Genomic DNA, 23,649 nt, shown 5'->3' with positions numbered 1-23,649 from the left:
GCCGCAGCTGCCGGCCGCTCCATCAGGGAGCGTCGCGCGCTCGCAGCGCCCTCGGGTGCCGGAAAAGGAGACCGCATGCCGTACCGTCCACCTCTGGTCCCCCACGAGACCTTCGTCGCCGACCCGCCCGACCTGCCGGTCCGCGCACCCGGCGAGCAGGGCCTGTCCGCGCTGGTACGCGCCGAGGTGGTCGGCACCGACGGCTGCGGGGTCACCTTCAAGGGCGCCACCGCCGACGGCGACTCGGTGACGGTCTCCGTCAGCGCCGCCGGCGACGGGGTGGTCCGGGTCCGGCTCAGCGCCACTCCCGACGCCCGCAGCCGCTCCGCCCGGGCGATCCCACTGGTCGACGCCCGACCGCACCCGGCGACGATCACCGCCAGCGACGACATGGTCCGCGTCGACGCCGGCGCGGTCGTCGCCGAGATCCGGCTCGACCCCTGGCACCTGCGGTTCCTCGACCCGCAGGGCCGGGTGCTGCTGAACCAGAACCGGGGCGAGCGCGACATCAGCGGCCGGTTGCGTACCCTGCCGTTCGGGCGGTCCCTGGTGGACGGGGCCGTCGCGGCGTACCACGAATGCTTCGACGCCCCCGGCGACGAACGCTTCGTCGGACTCGGCGAGAAGTTCACCCGGCTGGACAAGCGCGGCCAGCGGGCGCTGATGTGGAACTTCGACGCCTTCGGCGCGGAGTCGGACCGCTCGCACAAGAACATTCCGCTCTACCTGTCCGACCGGGGCTACGGCGTGCTGGTCGACAGCGGGATGCCGGTCGAGTTCGACATCTGCGCGTCGACGCACAGCTGCGTACAGATCCTGGTGCCGGACGACCTGATCGACTACTACGTGATCGCCGGCCCCACCCCCGCGCAGATCCTGGACCGCTACGACGGGCTGACCGGCCGACCGGTGCTGCCACCCAAGTGGGCGTTCGGCACCTGGATCTCCTCCGGGTTCTACGTGGACACCCAGGAGCTGGTCCTGGAGCGGGCCCGTCGGATCCGCGCCGACGGCATTCCCTGCGACGTGCTGCACCTGGACTGCTACTGGCAGGCCGACGGCGCCTGGTCCGACCTGGCCTGGGACGCGACGAACTTCCCGGACCCGGCCAGCATGCTGGCCACCCTCGCCGAGCAGGGGTTCAAGGTCAGCCTCTGGATGAACCCGTACATCATGACCGGCAGCCCGGTCTTCGCGCAGGCCGACGTGGCCGGCTACTTCCTGCGCCGCGCCGACGGGTCGACCTACATCGCCGACGTCTGGCACGGCTCCTACCCGGTCTGCGGGATCGTGGACTTCACCAACCCGGCGGCCACCGAGTGGTTCACCGGGCTGCTGCGTGACCTGCTGCGCCAGGGCGCGATGGTGTTCAAGACCGACTTCGCCGAAGGGGTGCCGGCCGACGCGTTGGCGCACAACGGGATGACCGGCGTCGAGCTGCACAACGTCTACACCCTGCTGTTCAACGACGCGGTCGCGGCGGTCACCCGGGAGGTCGCCGGGCACGGCATGGTCTGGGCGCGTTCGTCGTTCCTCGGCGGGCAACGGCACCCGGCGCAGTGGAGCGGCGACGTCAACGCCACGTACCCGGGGATGGCCAGCACGCTGCGCGGCGGGTTGTCGCACGGGTTGTCCGGCGTACCGTTCTGGAGCCACGACGCCGGCGGCTTCCACGGCACCCCGACCCCGGACCTGTACGTACGGTGGGCGCAGTTCGGTGCGCTGTCGCCGCTGGTGCGCTTCCACGGCACCACCAGCCGGCTGCCGTGGGACTTCCCCGACGACGCCGCGCACGAGGCGGTCGAGGCGATCCGGCTGCGGTACCGGTTGATGCCCTACCTCTACTCGGCGGCGGTCGCGGCGTCGCGCACCGGCGCGCCGATGCTGCGGGCCCTGCTGGTCGACACGCCGGCCGACCCGGCCGCGTGGGGGGCCGAGTTGGAGTACCGGCTCGGCACCGACCTGCTGGTCGCCCCGATGATCAACCCGGACGGCCAGCGGCAGGTGTACCTGCCGGCCGGCGAGTGGGTCGACTACTGGACCGGTGAGACCCACTCCGGTGGGCGGTACCTGGCGGTGCGGGTGCCCCGGGAGCGGATTCCGCTGTACGTGCGCCGAGGCGCGCTGATCGCCACCACCGAGGTCGGTGACGTGGTCGGAGACGGCCCGTTCACCGACGTGACGCTGGTCAGCTGGGGCGGCGTCGACGCCGAGACGGTGGTCAGCGACGTCGACGGCGACACGACGGTGCGGGCGGTCCGCGACGACGACACGCTGCGGGTCACGGTGGACGGACCGTTGGCGGTACGCCGGGTGGAGGTCGTCGCGGTCGCCGGCACCGACGCACCCACCACCATCGTGCTCGACGGCGTCACCGACTGAGACCGACGCCGACCCCGACCCCCATGATCCCGACGCCAACCCCCATGATCCCGACGATCTTGCGCTCATCGCGAGGATTTGTCCGAGTTGTCCATCGATAACTGCAAGATCGTCGGGATCATGAAGGGGGTGGGCGGGGTGACGGTCAGCCTTTGACGGCACCGGTGATGACACCCTTGGTGAAGTGCCGCTGCACGAACGGGAAGATGATGATCGCCGGCAGTACGGTGATCACCACCACCGCCATCTTGACCGCCAGGGTTGGCGGGTAGGCGCTGACCCCGGGGATGTTCACCGGCGCACCGGTCACCGAGGGCGACTGCCCGGCCAGGATGTAGCTCTGCAGCACCCGCTGGATCGGCCACTTGTCGTTGTCGTCGATGTAGAGCACCGCGTTGAAGTAGGCGTTCCAGTAGCCGACGGCGTAGAACAGGCCGACCACCGCGATCACCGCCCTCGACAGCGGCAGCATGATCTGCCAGAGGATGCGGAACTCGCCGGCTCCGTCGATGCGGGCCGCGTCGATCAGCTCTCCCGGCACGTTCATGAAGAACGCCCGGATGACGACCAGGTTGAACACGCTGATGGCGGTCGGCAGGATCAGCGCCCAGAGGCTGTTCTTGAGCCCCAGACCGGTCACCACCAGGTAACTCGGCACCATGCCGGGATAGATGAGGAAGGTCAGGAGGAACAGGAACAGCAGCGGGCGGTGCGCGAGGGAGTCACGGCGGGACATCCCGTACGCCGCCAGCACGGTCAGCACCAGGCTGAAGGTCGTGCCGACGACGGTGACCAGGGTGCTGACCCAGACCGCCCGGCTGATCTGGCCGCCGGAGAAGATGTTCACGTACGCCGACAGGTCGATCTCGCGCGGCACCACCACCATGCCGCCGGCGGCGTTGATGGTGTCGCGGGAGGCGAGACTGGTCACCAGGACCGACCACATCGGAAAGAGCACCGCCAGCACCATGGCGGTCAGCACGACAGCCTTGACGCCCTGGCCGACGACGCTCGGCGGTTCCTCCCAGACCGGGCGGGCCGGGGCACCCCGGCGGCGGCGCCCCGGCGGCGTACCGGCCGGGTCGGGTCCCGGCCGACGGCCGCGGATCAACTGGTTGGCGATGCTCACCTGGAATACACTCCCTGCTCGCCGAGGCGGTGCGCGAACTTGTTCGCGGCGATGATCAGGACCAGACCGATGACGCCCTTGAACAGGCCGGCGGCCGCGCCCATCCCCCACTGCTGCGGGATGATCGCCTGGTAGTAGACGTAGGTGTCGAGCACCTCGGCGGCCTGCCGGCCGACCGCCTCACGTTGCAGGATGAACTGCTCGAAGCCGACGCTGAGCGCGTCACCGAGCCGCAGGATCAGCAGCAGGACGATGACCGGCCGCAGGCCGGGCAGGGTGATGTGCCACAGCCGACGCCAGCGGCCGGCCCCGTCGGCGGCCGCCGCCTCGTACAGGTTCTGGTCGATGGCGCTCAGCGCCGCGAGGAAGATGATCGCGCCCCAGCCGACGTCCTTCCACACCGACTCGGCGGTGACCAGGACGATGAAGGTGTCCGGGTTGCTCATGATGTTGAGTGGCTGCAGGCCCGCCTCGCGCATCCGCTGGGCGAGCAGACCGGCACCGCCGAGCATCTGCATGAAGAAGGTGACCACCAGCACCCAGCTGAAGAAGTGCGGCAGGTAGACGACGCTCTGGACGATGCCGCGGATGCGGCGCGACAGGATGCTGTGCAGCAGGATCGCCAGCAGGATCGGCAGTGGGAAGAAGAAGACCAACTGGAACGCGGTGATGGTCAGCGTGTTGCGCACCGCGTCCCAGAACGCCGGGTCCCGGAACAGGGTCTCGAAGTTGCCGAAGCCGATCCACTCGCTGTAGACGAACGCCTCGAAGGCGTTGTCGCCGACCCAGGGGTTGTAGTCCTGGAAGGCGATGACGTTGCCGAGGGTCGGCAGGTAGTGGAAGACCAGGAGCAGCAGCGCGGCCGGGGCCGCCATCGCCAGCAGCGGCCAGTCGCGGCGCAGCCGGGCCCGCAGCGGCACCGTCCGTCGGCGGGTGCGGCGGCTGTTCGGGGTACGGCGGGAGCGACGGTCGCCGGCCGGGGTGGGCTGGTCCGGCGACCGCCGGCTCCGGTCGTCACCGGAGCCGGCGGTCACGGACGTCTCGACCGAGGTCATCGGATTCCTTCCGTGGATACTCCGGTCTTCAGGCCGGGCAGGAAACGGAACTCCCGCGCAGCGTGACCGGGATCGCCGGTCCGCTGCCGGGGCGGATCGGCGTCCATCCACCCGCCGCCCCAAGCCTCGCCGATCGAATCGCTAGACTGTGGACTGTGTCCAGGACCGTGAAGCGGGCGTTCAGGTACCGCTTCTACCCCACGCCGGAGCAGGCCACCGAGCTCGCCCGGACGTTCGGCTGTGTCCGGCTGGTCTACAACAAGGCCCTGGCCGCCCGCACGCAGGCGTGGACTCAACGCCGGGAACGGGTCACCTACCACGCCACCTCGGCGATGCTCACGTCGTGGAAGAAGACCGACGAGTTCGCGTTCCTCGCCGAGGTGTCGTCGGTGCCGTTGCAGCAGGCGCTGCGGCACCTGCAGACCGCGTTCACCAACTTCTGGGCGAAACGGGCCCGGTACCCGACGTTCAAGTCGAGGAAGCGGTCGCGGCGGTCGGCGGAGTACACCGCCAGCGCGTTCCGCTGGCGGGACGGCCGGCTGACCCTGGCGAAGATGACCGCACCGTTGGACATTGTGTGGTCCCGGCCCCTGCCCGCTGGTGTGTCGCCGTCGACGGTGACGGTGTCGCAGGACCCGGCGGGCCGCTGGTTCGTCTCCCTGCTCTGCGACGACCGGATCGAACCGGCCCCGGCTTCCTCCGACGCGGTCGGGGTCGACGCCGGCCTCGACAGCCTGTTCACTCTCTCCACAGGGGAGAAGGTCGCCAACCCGAGGCACGAACGCCGCGACCGCGATCGGCTGGCCCGCGCCCAGCGAAACCTCGCCCGTAAGGTCAAAGGCTCGGCGAACCGGGCCAGAGCACGGCTGAAGGTGGCCCGGATTCATGCCCGGATCGCCGACCGCCGCCGCGACCACCTGCACAAACTCACCACTCGGCTCGTTCGTGACACCCAAACGATCGTGATCGAGGACCTGACCGTCCGCAACATGATGGCCAATCACCGTCTGGCCCGCGCCATCTCCGACGCGGCCTGGCGGCAGTTCCGCACCATGCTGGCCTACAAGGCCGACTGGTACGGCCGGGACCTGGTGGTAGTCGACCGCTGGTTCCCGTCGACCCGGCTGTGCTCCGCCTGCGGCGAACTGGCCGAGCGGATGCCGTTGACCGTCCGGTCGTGGACCTGCCGATGCGGGCAGACCCACGACCGGGACGTCAACGCGGCCCGCAACATCCTCGCGGAGGGGCTCTCCGTGATTGCCTGTGGAGGCGGTGTAAGACCTCACCGGGAGTCCTCCTCTCGGACGGGGCGGTCGTCGGCGAAGCAGGAACCCCCTGGGGCGACCCAGGGAATCCCCGTCGGTTAGGGCGGGGAGGATTGTCAACGATTATTGTCTTCGAGCGCCTTGCGGAAGAAGTCGCGCCCCTCGTCACCGCCGCCGCTGCGCCACTCCTGGGTGATCTGCTCGAGGTCGCTGGTCGGCCGCCGGCCCCGCAGTACGTCGAGGATCTTGTCCTCGGTCGGCTGGCCGACGCGGGAGTAGTTGGCCGGCAGCTCCAGCTTGATCCCCGCCCACTGGTTGGGTTCGAGCCACTTGACCGTCTCGTTGGAGTACGCGAGCAGCGCCTCGACGAAGCCAGGGACGTCGGCGGTCTGCACGATCGCCGGGTACCGTCCGACCAGGAAGGTGTACTGGTCGGCGATCTCCTGGCGGCCCAGCTCGGTCAGCTCCGGGCTGCCGTCGGCGCCGGTGGTGTGGTGCTGGCCGGCGACGCCGTACTGGCGCAGGTGGTACTCCTCGGTGCCGAACGGGGCGGCGCACCAGTTCAGCACCCGCAGGATCTCCTCGACCCGTTCCTTGCCCAGGCCCTTCTTGACGAACGTGTAGAAGACCGGCTTCTCCTCGCCCCAGGCGACCGGGTCGCTCTGGCCGTCGGCGTGGAAGATCGGCACCGGCCGCATGTCGAACGTGGGGGTGATCTGCCGCTGCTCGGAGTACATGCCGCGCCAGGCGCCGACACCGTCCTCGTAGCAGATCATCCGGCCGCTGTTGAACAGCTGCTTGGCGTCGGCGGAGCCACGGCTCTCGACGATGTCCGGGTGCACCAGGCCCTCGGCGAACAGCCGGGTGGTGAACTCCAGCGCCTCGCGGTACTCCTCGGTCTCGTACTTGAACTCCAGGCCACCGCCGTCGGTACGCCGCCAGCCGCCCTGCGCGCCGGGTACGCCGTAGAACATCTGCACCATGTTGAACACCGAGCCGAACGCCCAGACGCCCTTCGCAGGGTCGGTCATCGCCTTGCCGAACTCGTACAGTTCCTCGATGCTTTTCGGGGCCTGCACGCCGGCGGCGTCGGTGAGGTCCTTGCGGTAGAACAGTGCGTACGGGAACGGGCCGTCGGTGGGCCACGGCACCGCCGCGAGCCGGCCGCCCCAGACCGCGTACTGCCAGGCTCCGGTGGGGAAGCTCGCCAGGTGCGGGTACGCCAGCGCGGCGTCCCCGGCGAGGTGCTCGGTGAGGTCCTCGAACAGCGCGCTCACCACGTCGGAGAAGCGCGGGATCTTGTCGATCTCCCAGTTGGGGGCGCAGAGCAGGTCCGGTACGTCGCGGGCGCCGAGCGCGGCGCTGAGTTTGTCGGCGTACGTGTTGCCGTCCTGGACGCTGAAGTCGATCGGCACGCCGAGTTGGGCGTTGACGGCCTGCAGGTACGCGTTGCGGTCCAGGCCGGGCGGGGTCGGGCCCCACCAGGGGGTCATCGCGGTGAGCTGCTGGCCGCTGCTGGCGGGCGTCTCGGTGACCGCCTTGACCAGGTTCGTGGGGTACGTCAGGTAGCCGTCGGCGATCGGCCGGACCCCGGCGATGTCGGGGGTGATCAGGTCGACCGGCTGGTACTTGGGCAGTACGGCGCTGATCGAGTCGACGTTGGTGGCCGTGCCCTGGGTGCCGGCCGGCCGGCTGCAACCGGTGAACAATCCGCCGCCGGCGACGGCGGTGGCACCCAGGCCGAGCAGGCCCAGGAATCGACGTCGATTGGTGGCCGCGCCCGCGAGGGATGGATCCACGGCGCGCTCCCTTCGGTGATCGGGCGAACGGTCGCCCGCGAGAAACAGGGACGATTCCGCTCGGAGTGGGGGGATGTGTGGGTGCGATTCGCACGCTAGAGTTAGTTCGTCTGGTGACTAAACAAAGTAGCCGACGGTGACAGGTGCCACAAGGGAGACCGACATGACGGGAAGCAGCGACGGCGGCGCACCCGACGCCGGCCCGCGTCCGGCACCTCGGCGCCGACCCGGCGGCCGGCGGATCGCTCGCCGGCACCCGGCCCGACGTGCGGCACCTCGGCGCGTCCGCACGGGCAGCGGCCTTGCCGTGGCGGCCGGGGCGTAACGTGATCACCATGCAGAGCGGCCCGCAGCCGGCGGACCTCACTGACGTACGCGCCACCAACCTCGCCGTCGTGCTGCGCTACGTCCGCACCCACGCGCCCTGCTCCCGGGCGGACATCGCCGGCGCCACCGGGCTCAACAAGGCCACCGTCTCCAGCCTGGTGGCCGACCTGATCGACCGGCGGCTGGTTCGCGAGACCGGGCTGACCGAGCACCGGATCGGCCGGCCGGCGACCATGCTGGTGATCGACGGCGACGCGTACGCCGCGATCGGCATCGAGATCAACGCCGACCACCTCACCGCCGTGGCACTCGACCTGGCCGGCGGCGAGGTGCTCTCCTGGCGGCGGGCCTTCACCGGTCTGGCCGCCACCCCGGGTCGGGCGGCCAGCACGGTGGCCGCGCTGGCCGGCCGGGCTGTCGCCCGGGTCACCCGGCAGGGCCGGCAGGTGCTCGGGCTGACCGTCGGGGTGCCCGGTCTGGTCGATCACGACGGCCGGGTCTGCCTCTCCCCCGAGCTCGGCTGGCGCGACGTGGACCTGCGCGCCGACCTCGTGCGGGCGCTGCGCGGGCCGACGTACGAGGTGATCGTGGACAACGACGCCCAGCTCGCCGCGTTGGCCGAGCACCGGCACGGACCGTACGCCGGCACCGCGAACCTGGTGCACCTGACCGGCGGGGCCGGTATCGGCGCCGGGCTGGTGGTCGACGGCCGGCTGCTGCACGGCGGCCGGGGCTTCACCGGCGAGATCGGCCACCTGCAGCTCGACCCGACCGGGCCGCCCTGCCGCTGCGGGGCGAACGGCTGCCTGGAGGCGCTCGCCGGCATTCCCGCCCTGATCCGTCGGGTGCTGCCCGACGCCGAGATCGACGGTCCGGTCACCGACTTCGCGCCGGAGATCGAGCGGGTCCGGGCGGCGGCCCGCGCCGGCCAGGCACCGGCCCTGGCCGCGCTGGCCGAGATCGGCCGGCATCTCGGCACCGGCGTGTCCATCCTGGCGAACCTGATCAACCCCGAGGTGGTACTCCTCGGTGGGTACTTCGTGCCGCTCACGCCGTGGCTGTTGCCGGCCGCGCAGGAGCAGCTCACCGCGCGTACCGTGGCGCCGCAGGCGGGGGGCACCGTGCTCGCGGCGTCCACGCTGGCCGGTGGCGCGGCGGCCGTCGGTGGCGCGGCGCGGGCCATCGCGGCTATCGACAACGGCCGGATGCCGACCCCGGTGGGCAAGTCCGCCGGCTGATCCGCGACTGCCCGGGTCGGCGCCGCTCAGCCGGCGAAGAACAGCCGCCGGCGGAGCACATTCGCCGGCGGAGCGCCGCTGATCGGCCGTCGACCGCGGCCCGTCACCGACGTCAATTCGTGGCGGGCCGGCTCTTGACCGCCGACGCTGATGGATGTCAACCTCAAAGGGCTCCACGGGTTAACACGTGCGAAACGCGGTCAGCGGTGGGGCGTTTTTCAGGACGGTCGTCGAAGCGCTTCGAGCCAGCGCTTCCCGGGCAGGCGGCCACCCTCTACTTCGTACTGACGCCTGCCCGCACCCCGGGCCCACGAAGCGGTTCGCCGGACCACTTCCGTCCCGACGCGGGCGCCCTCGCCGATCCCGGAAGGCGTTCCACCATGAGCGACAGCATGTTCCGCGACCCCGAACTGCCGGTCACCGCCCGGGTCACCGATCTGCTCGGCCAGCTCACCCTCGACGAGAAGATCGCCCTGCTGCACCAGCACCAGGCGGCGGTGCCCCGACTCGGCCTGCCCGCCTTCCGGACCGGCACCGAGGCCCTGCACGGCGTGGCCTGGCTCGGCCCCGCGACGGTGTTCCCGCAGGCGATCGGGCTCGGCGCGACCTGGGATCCGGACCTGCTGCGGGAGATCGGCGAAGCGGTCGGTGAGGAGGTCCGCGCGCTGCACCACAAGGATCCCGTCGGTATCGGCCTGAACGTGTGGGCCCCGGTGGTCAACCCGCTGCGCGACCCGCGCTGGGGGCGCAACGAGGAAGGGTACGCCGAGGACCCCTGGCTCACCGGCGAACTGGCCACCGCGTACGCCCGGGGGTTGCGCGGCGACCACCCCCGCTACCTGCGGACCGCGCCCACCCTGAAGCACTTCCTCGGCTACAACAACGAGACCGACCGGGCCACCACCAGCAGCAACCTGCCGCCCCGGGTGCTGCACGAGTACGAACTGCCCGCCTTCCGGGCACCGCTGGCCGCCGGCGCGGCAGTGGCCGTCATGGCCTCGTACAACCTGGTCAACGGCGCTCCGGCGCACCTGAGCCCACTGATCGACGGCGAGCTGCGCCGCTGGAGCGCCGACGACGTGCTGGTGGTCGGCGACGCCGGCGCCGCCACCAACATCGCCGGCGTCCAGGGGTTCCGCCCCGACCACGTCGCCGGCTACGCTGCCGCCCTGCGGGCCGGCATCGACAGTTTCACCGAGGACGACACCGACGCCGCGCCGACGATCGGGCGGATCAGCGCCGCGCTGGCGCAGGGTCTGCTGACCGAGGCCGACATCGACCGGGCCGCGCGGCGCGTCCTCGCCGTACGGATCCGGCTCGGCGACCTGGACCCGGCGGAGGCGAACCCGTACACGGCCGCCGGCACCGACATGATCAACTGTCCGGCCCACCAGGAGTTCGCCCGGATCGCGGTCCGCGAGTCGGTCGTGCTGCTGCGCAACGCCCCGGTCGGTCCGGCCGGGCAGCCGCTGCTGCCGCTCGACGCCGACCGGATCCGGCGGGTCGCCGTGATCGGGCCGCTGGCGGACACCGTGCAGACCGACTGGTACTCGGGAACGCTGCCGTACGCGGTGACGCCTCGCGCCGGGCTCGCCACCCGGCTGGCCGGCGCGACCGTACTCCACCACGAAGGGGTCGACCGGATCGCGCTGCGGGTCGGTGCCGGCACCACGTACCTGCGCGCCAGCGGCCGGGCCGACGGGGGACCGATCACCGCCACCGCGCCGGAGGCGGTCCCGGACAGCTGGTTCGACGTGTTCAACTGGGGCGACGGGGTGATCGCGCTGCGCGGCGTCGCCAACGGCCGCTATCTGGCCGCAGACGACGACGGGGTCCTGGTCGACGACCGTACCGGCCCCGGCGGCTGGGTGGTCAACGAGACGTTCCGGCTGGTCCGCACCGACGACGGCCGTACGGCGCTGCATCACCTGGCCCGCGACCGGTACGTGATGATCGACCCGGACGGGTTGCTGCGGGCCGACGCCACCAGTGCCGACGCGGCGGCGGCGTTCACCGTCGAGCTGATCAGCGACGGTGCCCGGGAGGCCGCGACGCTGGCCCGCGAGTGCGACGTGGCGGTGGTGGTGCTGGGCAACCATCCGATGGTCTGCGGGCGGGAGACCGAGGACCGCACCGACCTGGCGCTGCCCACCGCCCAGGCGGCACTGCTGCGCGCGGTGCACGCCGCGAACGCGCAGACCGTGCTGGTGCTGACCAGCAGCTACCCGTACGCCGTCGACTGGGCCGACCAGCACGTCGCGGCGATCGTCTGGTCGGCCCACGGCGGGCAGGAGCACGGCACCGGGCTGGCCGAGGTGCTCTGCGGCGACGCCGATCCCGGTGGCCGGCTCACCCAGACCTGGTACCGCGCCACGGCGGACCTGCCCGACCTGCTCGACTACGACATCATCGCCGCCGACGCGACCTACCTGTACTTCCGGGGCGAACCGCTGTACCCGTTCGGCCACGGCCTGAGCTACACCACGTTCGCCTACGACGACCTGCGACTGTCCGCCGCGCAGGCGGGGCCCGCCGAGGAGGTCGAGGTGACCGTCACCGTCACCAACACCGGCGGGCGTACCGGCACCGAGGTCGTCCAGCTCTACACCCGGCAGCGCACCTCGCGGGTCAAGCAGCCGCTGCGCCAGCTGCGGGCCTTCCGCAAGGTCCGGCTGGAGCCGGGCCAGCGGGAGCGGGTACGGTTCCGGCTGGCCACCGCCGACCTGGCGACCTGGGACGTCACCCAGGGGCGACGGGTGGTGGAGTCGGCCCGGCACACGGTGGCGGTCGGCCGGTCCTGCACCGACCTGATGGCCACCGCGACGCTGACCGTACGGGGCGAGCGGATCGGCCCCCGCGACCCGCTCGCCGGCCCGCTGTGGGCGGTGGACAACGACGACTACGCCGCGGTGGCACCGACCGACCAGGTCGACGGCCGGGCGGCGGTCAGCGCGACACAGGACGGCGGCTGGCTCGCCTTCACCGATGTCGACTTCGGACCTGGCCCGACCACGGTGACGGCCCGGGTGGCCCAGCGCAACGTGCTCTGTCGCGGCGGCACCGACGACGCCACGACCGGCCGGGCCGTCGACGCCTCGACCGTGACGTTGCGGCTGGACGACCCGCTGACCGGTCCGATCGCCGGTACGCTGCGGGTACCCGTGACGGGAGGCCGGCACGACTGGGCGGACGTCGACACGCCGCTGCACGGTGTGTCCGGAGTTCGAGATCTGTATCTGCTGTTCAGTACGGCAGGCGCTACGGTGAGCTACCTGAACTTCGTCGGTGCCCCGCCCAGCGGCCGCGCCGGGGACGAAGGGGGAGCTTAGTGTCCACGCGGTCACTACCACCGGACGGTGGACCGGCCGGCACCGGCAAGCGGCCCGACATGGTGACGATCGCCGACGTCGCCCGGCACGCCGGGGTCGCGGTCAGCACCGTGTCCTATGTGCTCAGCGGCAAGCGGGCGATCTCGGCGTCGACCCGGGAACGGGTGCTGGCCAGCATCCACGCGCTCGGCTACCACCCGCATGCCGGGGCCCGCGCGCTCGCCAGCCGACGGGCCAACGTGATCGCCCTGGTGCTGCCGTTGCGCTCCGGCATGCACCTACCGGTCCTGATGCAGTTCGCCACCAGCGTGGTCACCACCGCCCGGCAGTTCGACCACGACGTACTGCTGGTCACCGCCGACGAGGGCCCGGCCGGCCTACGGCGGATCGCGGCCAGCGCGATGGTCGACGGCATCGTGGTGATGGACGTCGAGATGCGCGACCCCCGGGTGCCGTTGCTGCGCGAGCTGGAACGACCCAGCGTGCTGATCGGTTTCCCGGCCGAGGCGTCGGGTCTGACCTGCGTCGACCTGGACTTCTATCGGGCCGGTGAGGTGTGCGTCGGGCACCTGGCCGCCCTCGGTCACCGGCGGATCGCCCTGCTCGGCGCCCCGTCGGTGGTCTACGAACGGGAGACCGGGTTCGCCCACCGGACCCGGGCCGGGGTCACCGAGAGCGCCGCCCGGTACGGCGTCGACGCCGTCGCCCAGCCCTGCGAGGAGAACTACGACGCCGTCCGCCGGGAGCTGGCCGGGCTGCTGCACCGCAACCCCGGGCTGACCGCGCTGGTGGTGCACAACGAGGCGGCGGTGGGCCACGTGCTGGCCGCGTTGCCGACGTTGGGCCGGCAGGTGCCGGACGACATCTCGGTGGTGGCGATCTGCCCAGACGAGGTGGCCGAGCGCTCCGGTCCGGCGCTGACCTCGGTGCTGGTGCCGGCCGAGGAGGTCGGTCGGCAGGCGGTGGCCCTGCTGATGCGCAAGGTCGACGGCGAGTCCGTCCCCGCCGCCACCCTGCTCGACCCACGGCTGACCGTACGGGCCAGCACCGGCCCGGCCGTCGAGGCGCGGGCCGAGGTGCCCCTGCCGGGGGCCCGCCGACCGGCGGCCCGGCCGGGGCGGGGCGCCCCGTCGACCCGGCGGGCGGCTGGTGCCGGCACCGGCACCGGCTGAGCCGACCGGGTCGATCTGTGCGGACCGGCTTGTCTACCGGGCCGATTCTTGATCGACTCGACGTCGTGGCGGACGACACCGAGAACCCGACGACCCCTACGGCACCGCAGATGGCCGCCGACGACTTCCGGCGGTACGGGCACGCGGTCGTCGACTGGATCGCCGACTACTGGCAGACGGTGGAGCGACACCCGGTCCAGTCGACCGCCGCACCCGGTGCGGTGGCCGGGGCGCTGCCGGCCGCCCCGCCGGAGCGGGGCGAGCGGTTCGACGCGATCCTCGCCGACCTCGACCGGGTGGTGGTACCCGGCCTGACCCACTGGCAGCATCCGGGCTTCTTCGGCTACTTCCCGGCGAACACCTCCGCACCGAGCGTGCTCGGCGACCTGGTCAGCGCCGGGCTCGGTGTCCAGGGCATGCTCTGGGCGACCAGTCCCGCCTGCACCGAGTTGGAGACGGTGGTCATGGACTGGCTGGCGCAGTTGCTGGAGCTGCCGCAGCGGTTCCGGTCGGACTCCGCCGGCGGCGGGGTCATCCAGGACTCGGCCTCGTCGGCGACGCTGGTGGCCACCCTGGCCGCGCTGCACCGGGCCAGCGGCGGCGACTGGCGCGCCGTCGGCACCGCGACCAGCACCGCGCCCGGCACCGGCGGTTACACCGTCTACACCTCGACCCAGGGGCACTCCTCGATCGAGAAGGCGGCCCGGATCGCCGGCGTCGGCGACCGGGGCGTCCGGCTGGTCGACGTCGACCCGGTGACCCTGGCGATGCGCCCCGACGCGCTGCGTACGGCGATTGCCGCCGATCTGGCCGCCGGCCACCGGCCGGCGATCGTGGTCGCCACCATCGGCACCACCTCGACCACCGCGATCGACCCGGTGACGGAGATCGGGCGGATCTGCGCCGAGTACGGGGTCTGGCTGCACGTGGACGCCGCCTACGCCGGTGCGGCGGCGGTCTGCCCGGAGCTGCGCTGGACGCATGCCGGCCTGGAGTGGGCCGACTCCTACTGTTTCGATCCGCACAAGTGGCTGCTGACCGGCTTCGACTGTGACGCGTTCTGGGTGGCCGACCGGGCCGGGCTGGTCGAGGCGTTGACGGTGATGCCGGAGTATCTGCGCAACGCGCTCACCGAGTCGGGAGCGGTCCTCGACTACCGGGACTGGCAGGTGCCGTTGGGTCGCCGGTTCCGGGCCCTCAAGCTGTGGTTCGTGCTGCGCTGGTACGGCGCCGAGGGCCTGCGGGCGCATGTGCGGGCCGGGGTGGCCCACGCCGCCTGGTTCGCCGACCAGGTGCGGGCCGACGACCGGTTCGACCTGGTGACCGCCGGCCCGTTCGGGTTGGTCTGCTTCCAGCTGCGGGACCAGCCGGACGAGGCCGCCGAGGCACTGCTGCGGCGGGTCAACGCCGACGGGCGGGTGCTGCTGACCCACACCCGGGTGGCGGGCCGGTTCACCCTGCGGTTGGCGGTGGGTGGGCCGCGTACCGAACGCCGGCACGTCGCCACCGCCTGGCAGTTGATCTCCGATTCCGCCGAGGCGAGGTAGTCAGCGCACCGGTACGGGCTCGTCGTGATCCGGGTGCGTGGCGACGGCCTGGTCGGTGCGTCGTAGCACCCGCAGAGCCAGCCGGATGGCGACCACCCAGGCGACGAGGACGGCACCGTACACGGTGTAGCGGACGGCGTCGGGGGCGTCGAACGCGCGTAGCAGGGTCCGCGAGTTGGTCAGCACGATGAGTCCGCCGACCGCCGCGCCGAGCAGTTGGGCGGGCACGATCCGGACCAGGTAGGCGGCGATCGGTGCGGCGATCAGGCCGCCGACCAGCAGCGCGCCGACGATCGGCAGGACGAAACCCTGCGAGCCGAGGCCGATCAGGAAGCCGATGCTGGCGGCCGCCGCGACGAGGAACTCGGAGGTGTCGACCGAGCCGATCACCTTGCGGGGCTCCATCCGGCCGGAGACCAGCAGCGCCGGGGTGGCCACCGGCCCCCAGCCACCGCCGCCGGTGGCGTCGATGAAGCCGGCGGTCAGGCCGAGTGGGGCGAGGAACCGGCTGCGCAGCGGCGGGCGTTCGCGGCGGGCGGTGACCGGTCGGGCGAAGCGGACAAGCAGGTACGTACCGAGGGCGAGCAGGATGCCGGCCATCCACGGGCCGGCTGCCTCGGTGGAGATCGAGCTGAGCAGGGTGGCACCGGCGAAGGCACCGATCGCCCCGGGTACGGCGATCCGCGCCACCACCCGCCAGTCGACGTTGCCGAAGCGCCAGTGGGCGGTACCGGAGGCCAGGGTGGTGCCGATCTCGGCCAGGTGCACCGAGGCGCTGGCCGATGCCGGTGCGATGCCGGCGAGCAGTAGCAGCGTGGTGGAGGTGACCCCGTACGCCATCCCGAGCGCGCCATCGACCAGTTGCGCGAGGAGTCCGACCAGGGCGAGGACCAGCAGTTTACGCACGGCACACCTACTTCAGCGATCAAACCTACCGAGTTAGTAGAGAATGCGCCCCACGGCGTGCTCCTGTCAACCGGCAATATCTGGTCAGCCCGACCCGCGACGGTCAGCCGCGCAGCGACCGGGGTGGCTTTGGGCGCGGCAGCGGTGGCCGCAGGTGAGCCGTCAGATCCAGGCGCGCGGGTCGGCGGCGAGGTCACGCACCCGGTCCGGCAGGGTGCCGGTGGCGACGTCGGCGACCGAGACCGATTCGAGGATCTCCCGTTCGCTGGCCCGCAACGCGATCCAGACCTCCTGCAGCGCCGCGGCCGCGCCCTGGTAGCCCAGATCCTCCGGCCGGTGACCCCGCACGTGGGCCAACGGGCCGTCGATCACCCGGATGATCTCCGCGAGGCTGATCTCCTCGGCCGGCCGGGCCAGCCAGTACCCGCCGTCGGGCCCGCGCTGCGCCTGCACCACACCGGACCGGCGCAGCTGCAGCAGGATGCTCTCGAGAAACTTCGCGGGAATCCCCTGGGACCGGGCCACCTGCTCGGCGGTGAGCACCGTCCGGGTCGGGGTGCCGGCGACGAACGCCAACTCGGCGATGGCGCGCAACGCGTAGTCGACCCGGGCGGAGAGACGCATACCTCTCAGGTTACGGCACTGTTTCCGGATCACGGCCCACGCCGGGCGGCCCAACCCGGGCAGCGGCGCACGCGGGGCGTCACCCGCCGACCCGGCGGAGCAACCCTTCCTGTACGGCGGTGGCGATGTGCCGGCCGTCGCGAGTGAACATCCGGCCGGTGGCCAGGCCACGCCCGCCCGCCGCCGACGGGCTCCAGCAGTCGTAGAGGAACCACTCGTCGGCACGGAACGACCGGTGGAACCACAGGGCGTGGTCCAGGCTGGCACCGACCACCCCGCCCGGACCCCACACCTCGCCGTGCACCGACAGCACCGAGTCGAGCAGCGTCAGGTCGGAGGCGTAGGTGAGCACGCAGGCGTGCAGCAGCGGGTCGTCGGGCAGCTTGCCGTCGACCCGGATCCAGACCCGCTGGTACGGGTCGGCCGGACGGTCACCGGGCGCGACCAGCCCCGGCTCACCGACGTAGCGCACGTCCATCGGACGCGGGATCACCGCCCAGACACCGAGCCGTTCGGGGTAGCGGGCGAGCCGCTCCGCCATGGTCGGCACCGCGTCCGGCGGCGGTACGTCCGGCGGCTGCGGCGCCTGGTGCTCCAGCCCTTCCTCGACATGGTGGAACGACGCCGACATGAAGAAGATCGGCTTGCCATGCTGGTAGGCCACCGAGCGGCGGACCGAGAACGATCGGCCGTCGCGGATGTTCTCCACCTCGTAGTCGATCGGCTGGGAACTGTCGCCGGGACGGACGAAGTAGCCGTGCAAGGAGTGGACCAGCCGCTGCGGATCGACGGTGCGACCGGCGGCGACCAGCGCCTGCCCGGCGACCTGCCCACCGAAGACCCGCTGCGGACCGACCTTCGGGCTGATCCCCCGGAACGTGGCCGGACCGGTCGGGGCCAGGTCGAGCACTTCGAGCAGGTGGTCGACGGCCGCCTGACCGCTGACCGGGCCGACCTGCCCCGCGTCCGACGGTGCGGAGCCGGCCGGGACCTGCGGAGCTGAGCCGGCCGGGACCTGCCCGGCCGGCTGGTCGCCCATGATCACTGCAACGCCCGGGCCGCCGCGGCGTCGACCAGGGTGCCGAGCTGGTGCACCCGCAGCGTGTTCGTCGAGCCGGGCGTGCCGACCGGACTACCGGCGACGATCACCACGTACTCGCCGGGGTTGGCCCGGCCCAGGCCGAGCATGGCCTGGTCGACCTGGCGGAACATGTCATCGGTGTGCTGCACGAACGGCATCAGGAAGGTCTCCACGCCCCAGGAGAGGGCGAGCTGGTCGCGCACCTCGGCGACCGGCGTGAAGGCCAGCAGCGGCAGTTCGCAGTGCAGCCGGGACAGCCGACGCACCGTGTCACCGGTCTGGGTGAAGGCGACCATCGCCCGAGCGCCGATCGCCCGCGCGATCTGCGACGCCGCCGAGGTGAGCGCACCCCCGTGGGTACGGGGGTCGTGCTGCAGCCGGGGCACCGAGATCGAGCCGTTCTCCGTCGTCGTGACGATCTTGGCCATGGTGCTGACGGTGAGCACCGGGTACTTGCCGACGCTGGTCTCCCCGGAGAGCATCACCGCGTCGGTGCCGTCGAGCACCGCGTTGGCCACGTCAGAGGCCTCCGCCCGGGTCGGCCGCGAGTTCTCGATCATCGAGTCGAGCATCTGGGTGGCCACGATGACCGGCTTGGCGTTCTCCCGGCACAGCTGCACGGCCCGCTTCTGCACCAACGGGACCTCGTCGAGCGGCAACTCGACGCCCAGGTCGCCACGGGCGACCATGACCCCGTCGAACGCGTCGACGATGGCCTCCAGGTGGGTGACCGCCTCCGGCTTCTCGACCTTGGCAAGGACCGGGCGACGGATGCCCTCCTCGTCCATGATCGAGTGGACCAGCTTGATGTCCTCCGGCGAGCGCACGAAGGACAACGCGATCATGTCGGCGCCCAGCCCGAGCGCGAACCGCAGGTCCGCGGCGTCCTTGTCCGACAGAGCGGGCACGCTGACCGCGACGTTCGGCAGCGAGACACCCTTGTTGTTGCTGACCGGCCCACCCTCGACGACCAGCACCCGGATGTCGGGGCCGTCGACCGCGCTGACCTCGACGGCGACCTTGCCGTCGTCGATCAGCAGCCGGTCACCGGGGCGGACCTCCTGGGGCAGCTTGCGGTAGGTGCAGGAGACCCGCTCCCGGCTACCGAGGATGTCGTCGCTGGTGATGACGACCGAGTCACCGGTCCGCCACTCGTGCGGCCCGTCGGCGAACCGGCCGAGGCGGATCTTGGGCCCCTGCAGGTCGGCGAGGACGGCGACGGCCCGACCGGCGGCCTGGGCGGCCTCCCGGACCAGGCGGTACACCTGCTGGTGGTCGTCGTGGCTGCCGTGGCTGAAATTCAGCCGGGCCACGTCCATGCCCGCTTCCACCAGCCCACGGATCCGCTCCGGGGACGCAGTCGCGGGGCCAAGCGTACAAACGATCTTTGCGCGGCGTGTCACGCCCATGAGGCTAGTCTCTCCCCTTGATCGACCGATCGGCCGACCCTGTCAGATGTCCGAACGAAAGTGCCCACCAGCGCCCGGCGCTCCGCGGGACATCGTACTGGGACGGGCGCGGCGGCAGCGGTGGACCGGCGGGCATCGACGACCGCGTCATCAGGGTAGCGCGCCTGTTGACCATCGCGGTACGCCCGGCCGGGCGACGCGGCATCCGTTCGACGGTCGTTCTCGCCCCCGTCACATTGATCCGGTTGACTGGTCGCCACCTCGACCGGAAGGCTGGCACGGTGACTCAGCGGCGACACACACCGACGGTGACCGGGCTGGCGGCGGTGCTCGCCGCGGTCCTTGCGACCGGGCTGGCGCCTGGGCCGGCGAGCGCCGGTCGGCCGACCATGGCACCCCGGCCGGTCAGTGCCGGCGGGCCGGACGACGTCCGGTTCGCCACCTTCAACGCCTCGCTCAACCGGGCCGCCGCCGGTGCCCTCGTGGCCGACCTGTCCACCCCCGGCGACCGGCAGGCAGCCAACGTCGCCGAGGTGATCCAGCGGGTCCGCCCCGACGTCCTGCTGATCAACGAGTTCGACCACGACCCGCAGGGCCGGGCCGTGGACCTGTTCCAGCGCAACTACCTGTCCCGGGGGCAGGGCGGTGCCGCGCCGATCCACTACCCGTACCGGTTCAGCGCACCGTCGAACACCGGCGTGCCCTCCGGGCACGACCTCAACCGCGACGGTACGGTCGGCGGCCCGGACGACGCGTACGGCTTCGGCGCCTTCCCCGGCCAGTACGGCATGGCGGTGTACTCGCGGCACCCGATCGACCTGCGGTCGGTGCGCACCTTCCAGACGTTCCGCTGGCGGGACATGCCGGGCGCGCTGCTGCCCGACGACCCGGCCACCGACGAACCGGGCGACTGGTACTCCCCCGCCGCCCTGGCCGATCTGCGGCTGTCGTCGAAGAGCCACTGGGACGTGCCGGTGCGCGTCGGCCGGCAGACCGTGCACCTGCTGGCCAGCCACCCCACCCCGCCGGTGTTCGACGGCCCGGAGGACCGCAACGGCCGCCGCAACCACGACGAGATCCGGTTCTGGGCCGACTACGTCCGGCCGGCCCGGTCCGGCTACATCTACGACGACCGGGGCCGCCGGGGCGGACTCCGACCGGGGGCCCGGTTCGTGATCGCCGGCGACCTCAACTCCGACCCGTACGACGGCGACAGCCTGCCCGGCGCGGCCCGGCAGCTCACCGGACACCCGCTCATCGACGACCGGCGGCCGCCGGCCAGCGCGGGCGGCCCGGCGGCGGCGCAGCGCCAGGGCGGCGCGAACCTGACCCACGTCGGCGACCCACGCTTCGACACCGCCGACTTCGCCGACGGCACGCCGGGCAACCTGCGGGTCGACTACCTGCTGCCCGCCCGGGGCCTGCCGGTACGCGGTGCCGGGGTGTTCTGGCCGACACCGGACGACCCGCTGTTCCGGCTGGTCGGCGACTACGACCCGGCGCTGCCCGGCGGGTTCCCCACCTCGGACCACCGCCTGGTCTGGCTCGACGTACGCCGCTGACCGGGTCAGGTGCGCCGCTGACCGGGCCGCGCGTGCCGCTGCGCACGCGCGGCCGACCGCCCAGGTCAGACGCAGGTGCCGCAGACCGGGTCGGGCGTGTGGTTACGCGTCGGGACCATCACCACCGGGCTGTCGCGGACCCGTACGTCGTCGGTGCCGATCGGGACGACCGTGGTCACCCGGGGCAGCCCTGCCGTGTCGAGCCCGACGCAGGCCAGCCGGACCCGCCCGTCGAGCAGTACGCAGTGCGCCTGCGGATGGTCGGACTCCGACAGGGTGTCGGTTCGCACGTCGACGGTGGTGGTGAACCACGTCGGCCCGGTGGCGGCACCGTAGGCACGCAGCGGCGGATTCACCGTGTTGAAGGTCGCCTGACGACCGGTGTAGGTGAGAGTGGCGAACCGGGCACCGGCCGGCAGCTCGGCGCAGGGCTCGATCCACCCGGTCAACCGCACCCGGTTCACCGGGAACGGTCCGCCGACCGGCTCGACGGCGTGGCCGGTGAAGGCGGCGGTGGCGCACGACGCCGGGATCCAGGTCACCGTGCTCGCGCCGGCCGGCATCCCCGGCAGGCAGGCCAGCAGCGCGGCCAGCACGACGGCGAACGCGGTGCCGCGGACCGTACGGCGCCCGACCGTACGGCGAGGTCCGGGCCGATCGGCCACAGTCGGGGTCATTGGGGACTCTCCTCGGTGTCGGTGCGGCGATGCGGTGCCGCGGTGTGGGCCGCACCCAGGGCCAGCCCGAGTTGGAACCGGTTCGTCACGCCGAGCCGCTCCATCAGCGACCGGAGCACGTTCGACACCGACCGGGGGCTGATCCGCAGCTCCCGCGCGGCGGTGACGTCGGTGTGCCCCTGCGCGAGCAAAGCGACCAGCGCGCGCTCCCGGGGGTTGAGGTCGATCTGCGGCACAGCGCACTCCTGCAGGCTCTCGGCGTCGTTCCAGTGCTGCTCGAACAGCGCCACGAGCGCGGCGACGATCGGGGGTTGCGCCACCTCGAGGTAGCCGCGTTCGACGTCGTCGGGCGCGACGGGGAAGAAGGCGTACCTGCGGTCGACGACGAGCAGCTTGACCGGCAACGTCGCCGCCATGCGGTACTCGGGCAGGCACTGGGCCGGCTCCGACCGGTGCCGCACCACCGGTCCGGGCTCGGGTGGCTGCACCCCGAGGATCCGCATCCGCACGCCCCGGTCCAGCAGGGTGCGGTCCATCGGCGCGGCCGAGCGCAGCGCCTCGGCGTCGAACGTCTGCTCCGGGTGCATCGCGACATGCTCGTGGCGGGCCACCGCGACGAGTTCGGCGAGCCGGGCCCGGGTCGCCGCCCGGCTGGCCAGATGTCGTACGCCGTCGCCGAGTTGGTGCACGTCGACCCCGAGGGTGTCGGCGAGCCGGCGGACCGGCGCGGGACGTGTCGGGCCGGGCGGGATGGTCGTCGTCGGTCGGCGCACCGGTTCGGCCAGCGCCGACGGCGGCCTGGCCGCCCATCGCGGGTCTGCCGAGGTGGCGGACGGCCGACGGGCCACCGCGCCGATCGCGGCGAGTTCGTCGAGTGCGGCACCGACCCGGCGACGCGCCATGCCGAGCTCGCCGGCCACCTCGGAGACCAGCGCCGGGCCGGACCCGAGCAGGTGCCGGTAGATCAGGTCGGCGTCCGGGGAACGCCCACGACAGGTCAGTGACGGTACGGCGGTCCCGACCGCCGAGGGCCAGCGTGACTGCGGCATGGTCTTCCACCTCCCCCATGTGCCTGACCATGCAATCAGCAGATCGTCAGGGCGACAAGATCGTGACCTGACCGTGCCCGGAGCTTGCGGGATCCCGCAGCCCGGCGGATACCGGCCGCGACCCGACCGCCGCGCGCACCGTCGCCGTGACCGAGTCGGGCCGTGGTGCCCGGCGCGCCCGGCCCCCGATGCCGAAGGGTACCCGGCGACGCACGGTGCGTCCGTCCGCAACGGACACCTTCGCGATCACGAAGGTTTCGGCCTCGACTGATCTACCGACGTCATTTCCTTGAGCCGCGCCACGGCGCACCGGTAGACCAGGCAGTGGACGACCGACGGGACCGCGCGTGCCGTTGGCAACCGCCGGCAGAGGAGATCCTCGATGGCACACGTGGTCAGCGTGCTGACCGTCGCACCAGGCGTGGGCAGCAACGAGGTCTGGGACCTCGACAACGGCGAGACACTCGACTTCGGCACCTGCCGGTGCGGCGGCTGCCGTCGCACGGTGACCGTGTACGTGCCGGGCCCGGCCGCACTGCGGGGGCGCATCGTCGCCCATCTGGACCACTGGCGGGTCGACAACCCGGGCCCGACCAGCTTCCTCGTGGAGGACCTGGAACAGCCGCACAACACGATCACCGTCGTCGCCGGCCGGGCCGCCGTGGTCATCCCCTTCGAACTGGGCCGGGTACGGGCCGGTGCCGTCGCACTGCTGACCGTGTTCGGGCCGGAACCGGCGGCCGTCGACGTCTCGACGGTGCCGGCCTGCCCGTCCGATGGCGCGCGGGACGCCGGTGACCTGACCCCCGGTACCGGCTACTTCGAGGTGTTGCGGGTGCTGTGCGAACCCCGGCTGCGTGGCGAGTTCCACCGTCCCCTGGCCACCTCGGCGGAGATCGCCGCGACCCTCACCGGCCGGGGCAGCCCGATCAGCGCCCGGGCCGTCGACGCGCACATCTGCTACCTGGTCGGCAAGCTGGGACTCGCCGGTGTCCACGACGGGCTGCGTGCGCACCGGAGCTGGCGTAAGGAGGCCCTGGTCAGCGCCGCGCTACGGTGGGGGCTGGTCGGCCCGCAGCACCTGCCGTGAACAGCCGA

17 protein-coding genes are annotated in these 23,649 nt (G+C 72.2%); 8 read left to right on the top strand and 9 right to left on the bottom strand.

From position 1 onward, the window contains the following. The first annotated feature begins 75 nt into the window (after positions 1-75). Entirely contained in the window at positions 76-2,382 is a 2,307-nt protein-coding gene (locus ACN28F_RS28310; RefSeq protein ID WP_421360507.1) for a TIM-barrel domain-containing protein, read from the top strand. Between the two features lie 145 nt (positions 2,383-2,527). On the opposite strand, the gene ACN28F_RS28305 is transcribed toward ACN28F_RS28310, so the two are convergent. Continuing rightward, positions 2,528-3,511 carry a carbohydrate ABC transporter permease gene (locus ACN28F_RS28305; RefSeq protein WP_289205499.1) on the bottom strand — a complete coding sequence of 328 codons (984 nt, stop codon included), beginning with the start codon at positions 3,509-3,511 and terminating at the stop codon, positions 2,528-2,530. Further along, the gene (locus ACN28F_RS28300; protein ID WP_289205498.1) at positions 3,508-4,566 is read right to left on the bottom strand and encodes an ABC transporter permease; all 1,059 of its coding nucleotides are present in this window, start codon (positions 4,564-4,566) and stop codon (positions 3,508-3,510) included. The genes ACN28F_RS28305 and ACN28F_RS28300 overlap by 4 nt, the downstream gene beginning before the upstream one ends. A 155-nt stretch (positions 4,567-4,721) precedes the next feature. Between ACN28F_RS28300 and ACN28F_RS28295 the strand changes: the two genes are divergently transcribed. Continuing rightward, positions 4,722-5,933 carry an RNA-guided endonuclease InsQ/TnpB family protein gene (locus tag ACN28F_RS28295; protein WP_421360504.1) on the top strand — a complete coding sequence of 404 codons (1,212 nt, stop codon included), beginning with the start codon at positions 4,722-4,724 and terminating at the stop codon, positions 5,931-5,933. A 14-nt stretch (positions 5,934-5,947) separates the two neighbouring features. Here ACN28F_RS28295 and ACN28F_RS28290 read toward each other — a convergent pair whose 3' ends face one another. Next, entirely contained in the window at positions 5,948-7,630 is a 1,683-nt protein-coding gene (locus ACN28F_RS28290) for an extracellular solute-binding protein (protein ID WP_421360502.1), read from the bottom strand. Between the two features lie 335 nt (positions 7,631-7,965). Between ACN28F_RS28290 and ACN28F_RS28285 the strand changes: the two genes are divergently transcribed. From ACN28F_RS28285 to ACN28F_RS28270, 4 genes are all read left to right on the top strand, one after another. Next, the gene (locus tag ACN28F_RS28285) at positions 7,966-9,195 is read left to right on the top strand and encodes an ROK family transcriptional regulator (protein WP_289205495.1); all 1,230 of its coding nucleotides are present in this window, start codon (positions 7,966-7,968) and stop codon (positions 9,193-9,195) included. Positions 9,196-9,575: 380 nt separating this feature from the next. Next, complete coding sequence (locus ACN28F_RS28280) at positions 9,576-12,524, top strand: glycoside hydrolase family 3 C-terminal domain-containing protein (RefSeq protein WP_421360499.1); 2,949 nt, start codon at positions 9,576-9,578, stop codon at positions 12,522-12,524. A 59-nt stretch (positions 12,525-12,583) separates the two neighbouring features. After that, positions 12,584-13,696, top strand: a complete 1,113-nt coding sequence (locus ACN28F_RS28275; protein ID WP_421361549.1) for a LacI family DNA-binding transcriptional regulator — start codon at positions 12,584-12,586, stop codon at positions 13,694-13,696. 65 nt (positions 13,697-13,761) lie between these two features. Then, positions 13,762-15,243, top strand: a complete 1,482-nt coding sequence (locus ACN28F_RS28270) for a pyridoxal-dependent decarboxylase (protein ID WP_289205492.1) — start codon at positions 13,762-13,764, stop codon at positions 15,241-15,243. Here ACN28F_RS28270 and ACN28F_RS28265 read toward each other — a convergent pair whose 3' ends face one another. The 4 genes from ACN28F_RS28265 to pyk form a co-directional block, all read right to left on the bottom strand. Beyond that, entirely contained in the window at positions 15,244-16,149 is a 906-nt protein-coding gene (locus tag ACN28F_RS28265; protein WP_289205491.1) for a sulfite exporter TauE/SafE family protein, read from the bottom strand. Between the two features lie 162 nt (positions 16,150-16,311). Further along, positions 16,312-16,773, bottom strand: coding sequence for an RrF2 family transcriptional regulator (locus ACN28F_RS28260; RefSeq protein WP_289205490.1), 462 nt, complete (start codon positions 16,771-16,773; stop codon positions 16,312-16,314). Positions 16,774-16,852: 79 nt separating this feature from the next. Further along, a complete protein-coding gene (locus ACN28F_RS28255) occupies positions 16,853-17,812 on the bottom strand; it encodes an acyl-CoA thioesterase (RefSeq protein ID WP_289205489.1) in 960 nt (319 codons plus the stop codon). A gap of 2 nt (positions 17,813-17,814) precedes the next feature. Further along, complete coding sequence (pyk, locus tag ACN28F_RS28250) at positions 17,815-19,263, bottom strand: pyruvate kinase (protein WP_289205488.1); 1,449 nt, start codon at positions 19,261-19,263, stop codon at positions 17,815-17,817. 281 nt (positions 19,264-19,544) lie between these two features. Here pyk and ACN28F_RS28245 point away from each other — a divergent pair, with 281 nt between their 5' ends. After that, positions 19,545-20,825, top strand: coding sequence for an endonuclease/exonuclease/phosphatase family protein (locus ACN28F_RS28245; protein ID WP_289205487.1), 1,281 nt, complete (start codon positions 19,545-19,547; stop codon positions 20,823-20,825). Between the two features lie 65 nt (positions 20,826-20,890). Here the strand turns inward: ACN28F_RS28245 and ACN28F_RS28240 are convergent, their stop codons facing one another. Beyond that, on the bottom strand, positions 20,891-21,502 hold the full coding sequence (locus ACN28F_RS28240; protein WP_421360494.1) for a hypothetical protein: 612 nt from the start codon (positions 21,500-21,502) through the stop codon (positions 20,891-20,893). Then, positions 21,499-22,551, bottom strand: a complete 1,053-nt coding sequence (locus ACN28F_RS28235; RefSeq protein WP_289205485.1) for a helix-turn-helix domain-containing protein — start codon at positions 22,549-22,551, stop codon at positions 21,499-21,501. The genes ACN28F_RS28240 and ACN28F_RS28235 overlap by 4 nt, the downstream gene beginning before the upstream one ends. Before the next feature lie 382 nt (positions 22,552-22,933). Between ACN28F_RS28235 and ACN28F_RS28230 the strand changes: the two genes are divergently transcribed. Then, complete coding sequence (locus ACN28F_RS28230) at positions 22,934-23,641, top strand: hypothetical protein (protein WP_289205484.1); 708 nt, start codon at positions 22,934-22,936, stop codon at positions 23,639-23,641. The last annotated feature ends 8 nt before the right edge of the window (positions 23,642-23,649 follow it).

Source organism: Solwaraspora sp. WMMA2101 (genome assembly GCF_049179175.1).
Classification (GTDB): domain Bacteria; phylum Actinomycetota; class Actinomycetes; order Mycobacteriales; family Micromonosporaceae; genus Micromonospora_E.
The sequence above is the reverse complement of the archived record's forward strand: the minus strand, read 5'-3'. Positions and strand labels throughout refer to the sequence as shown.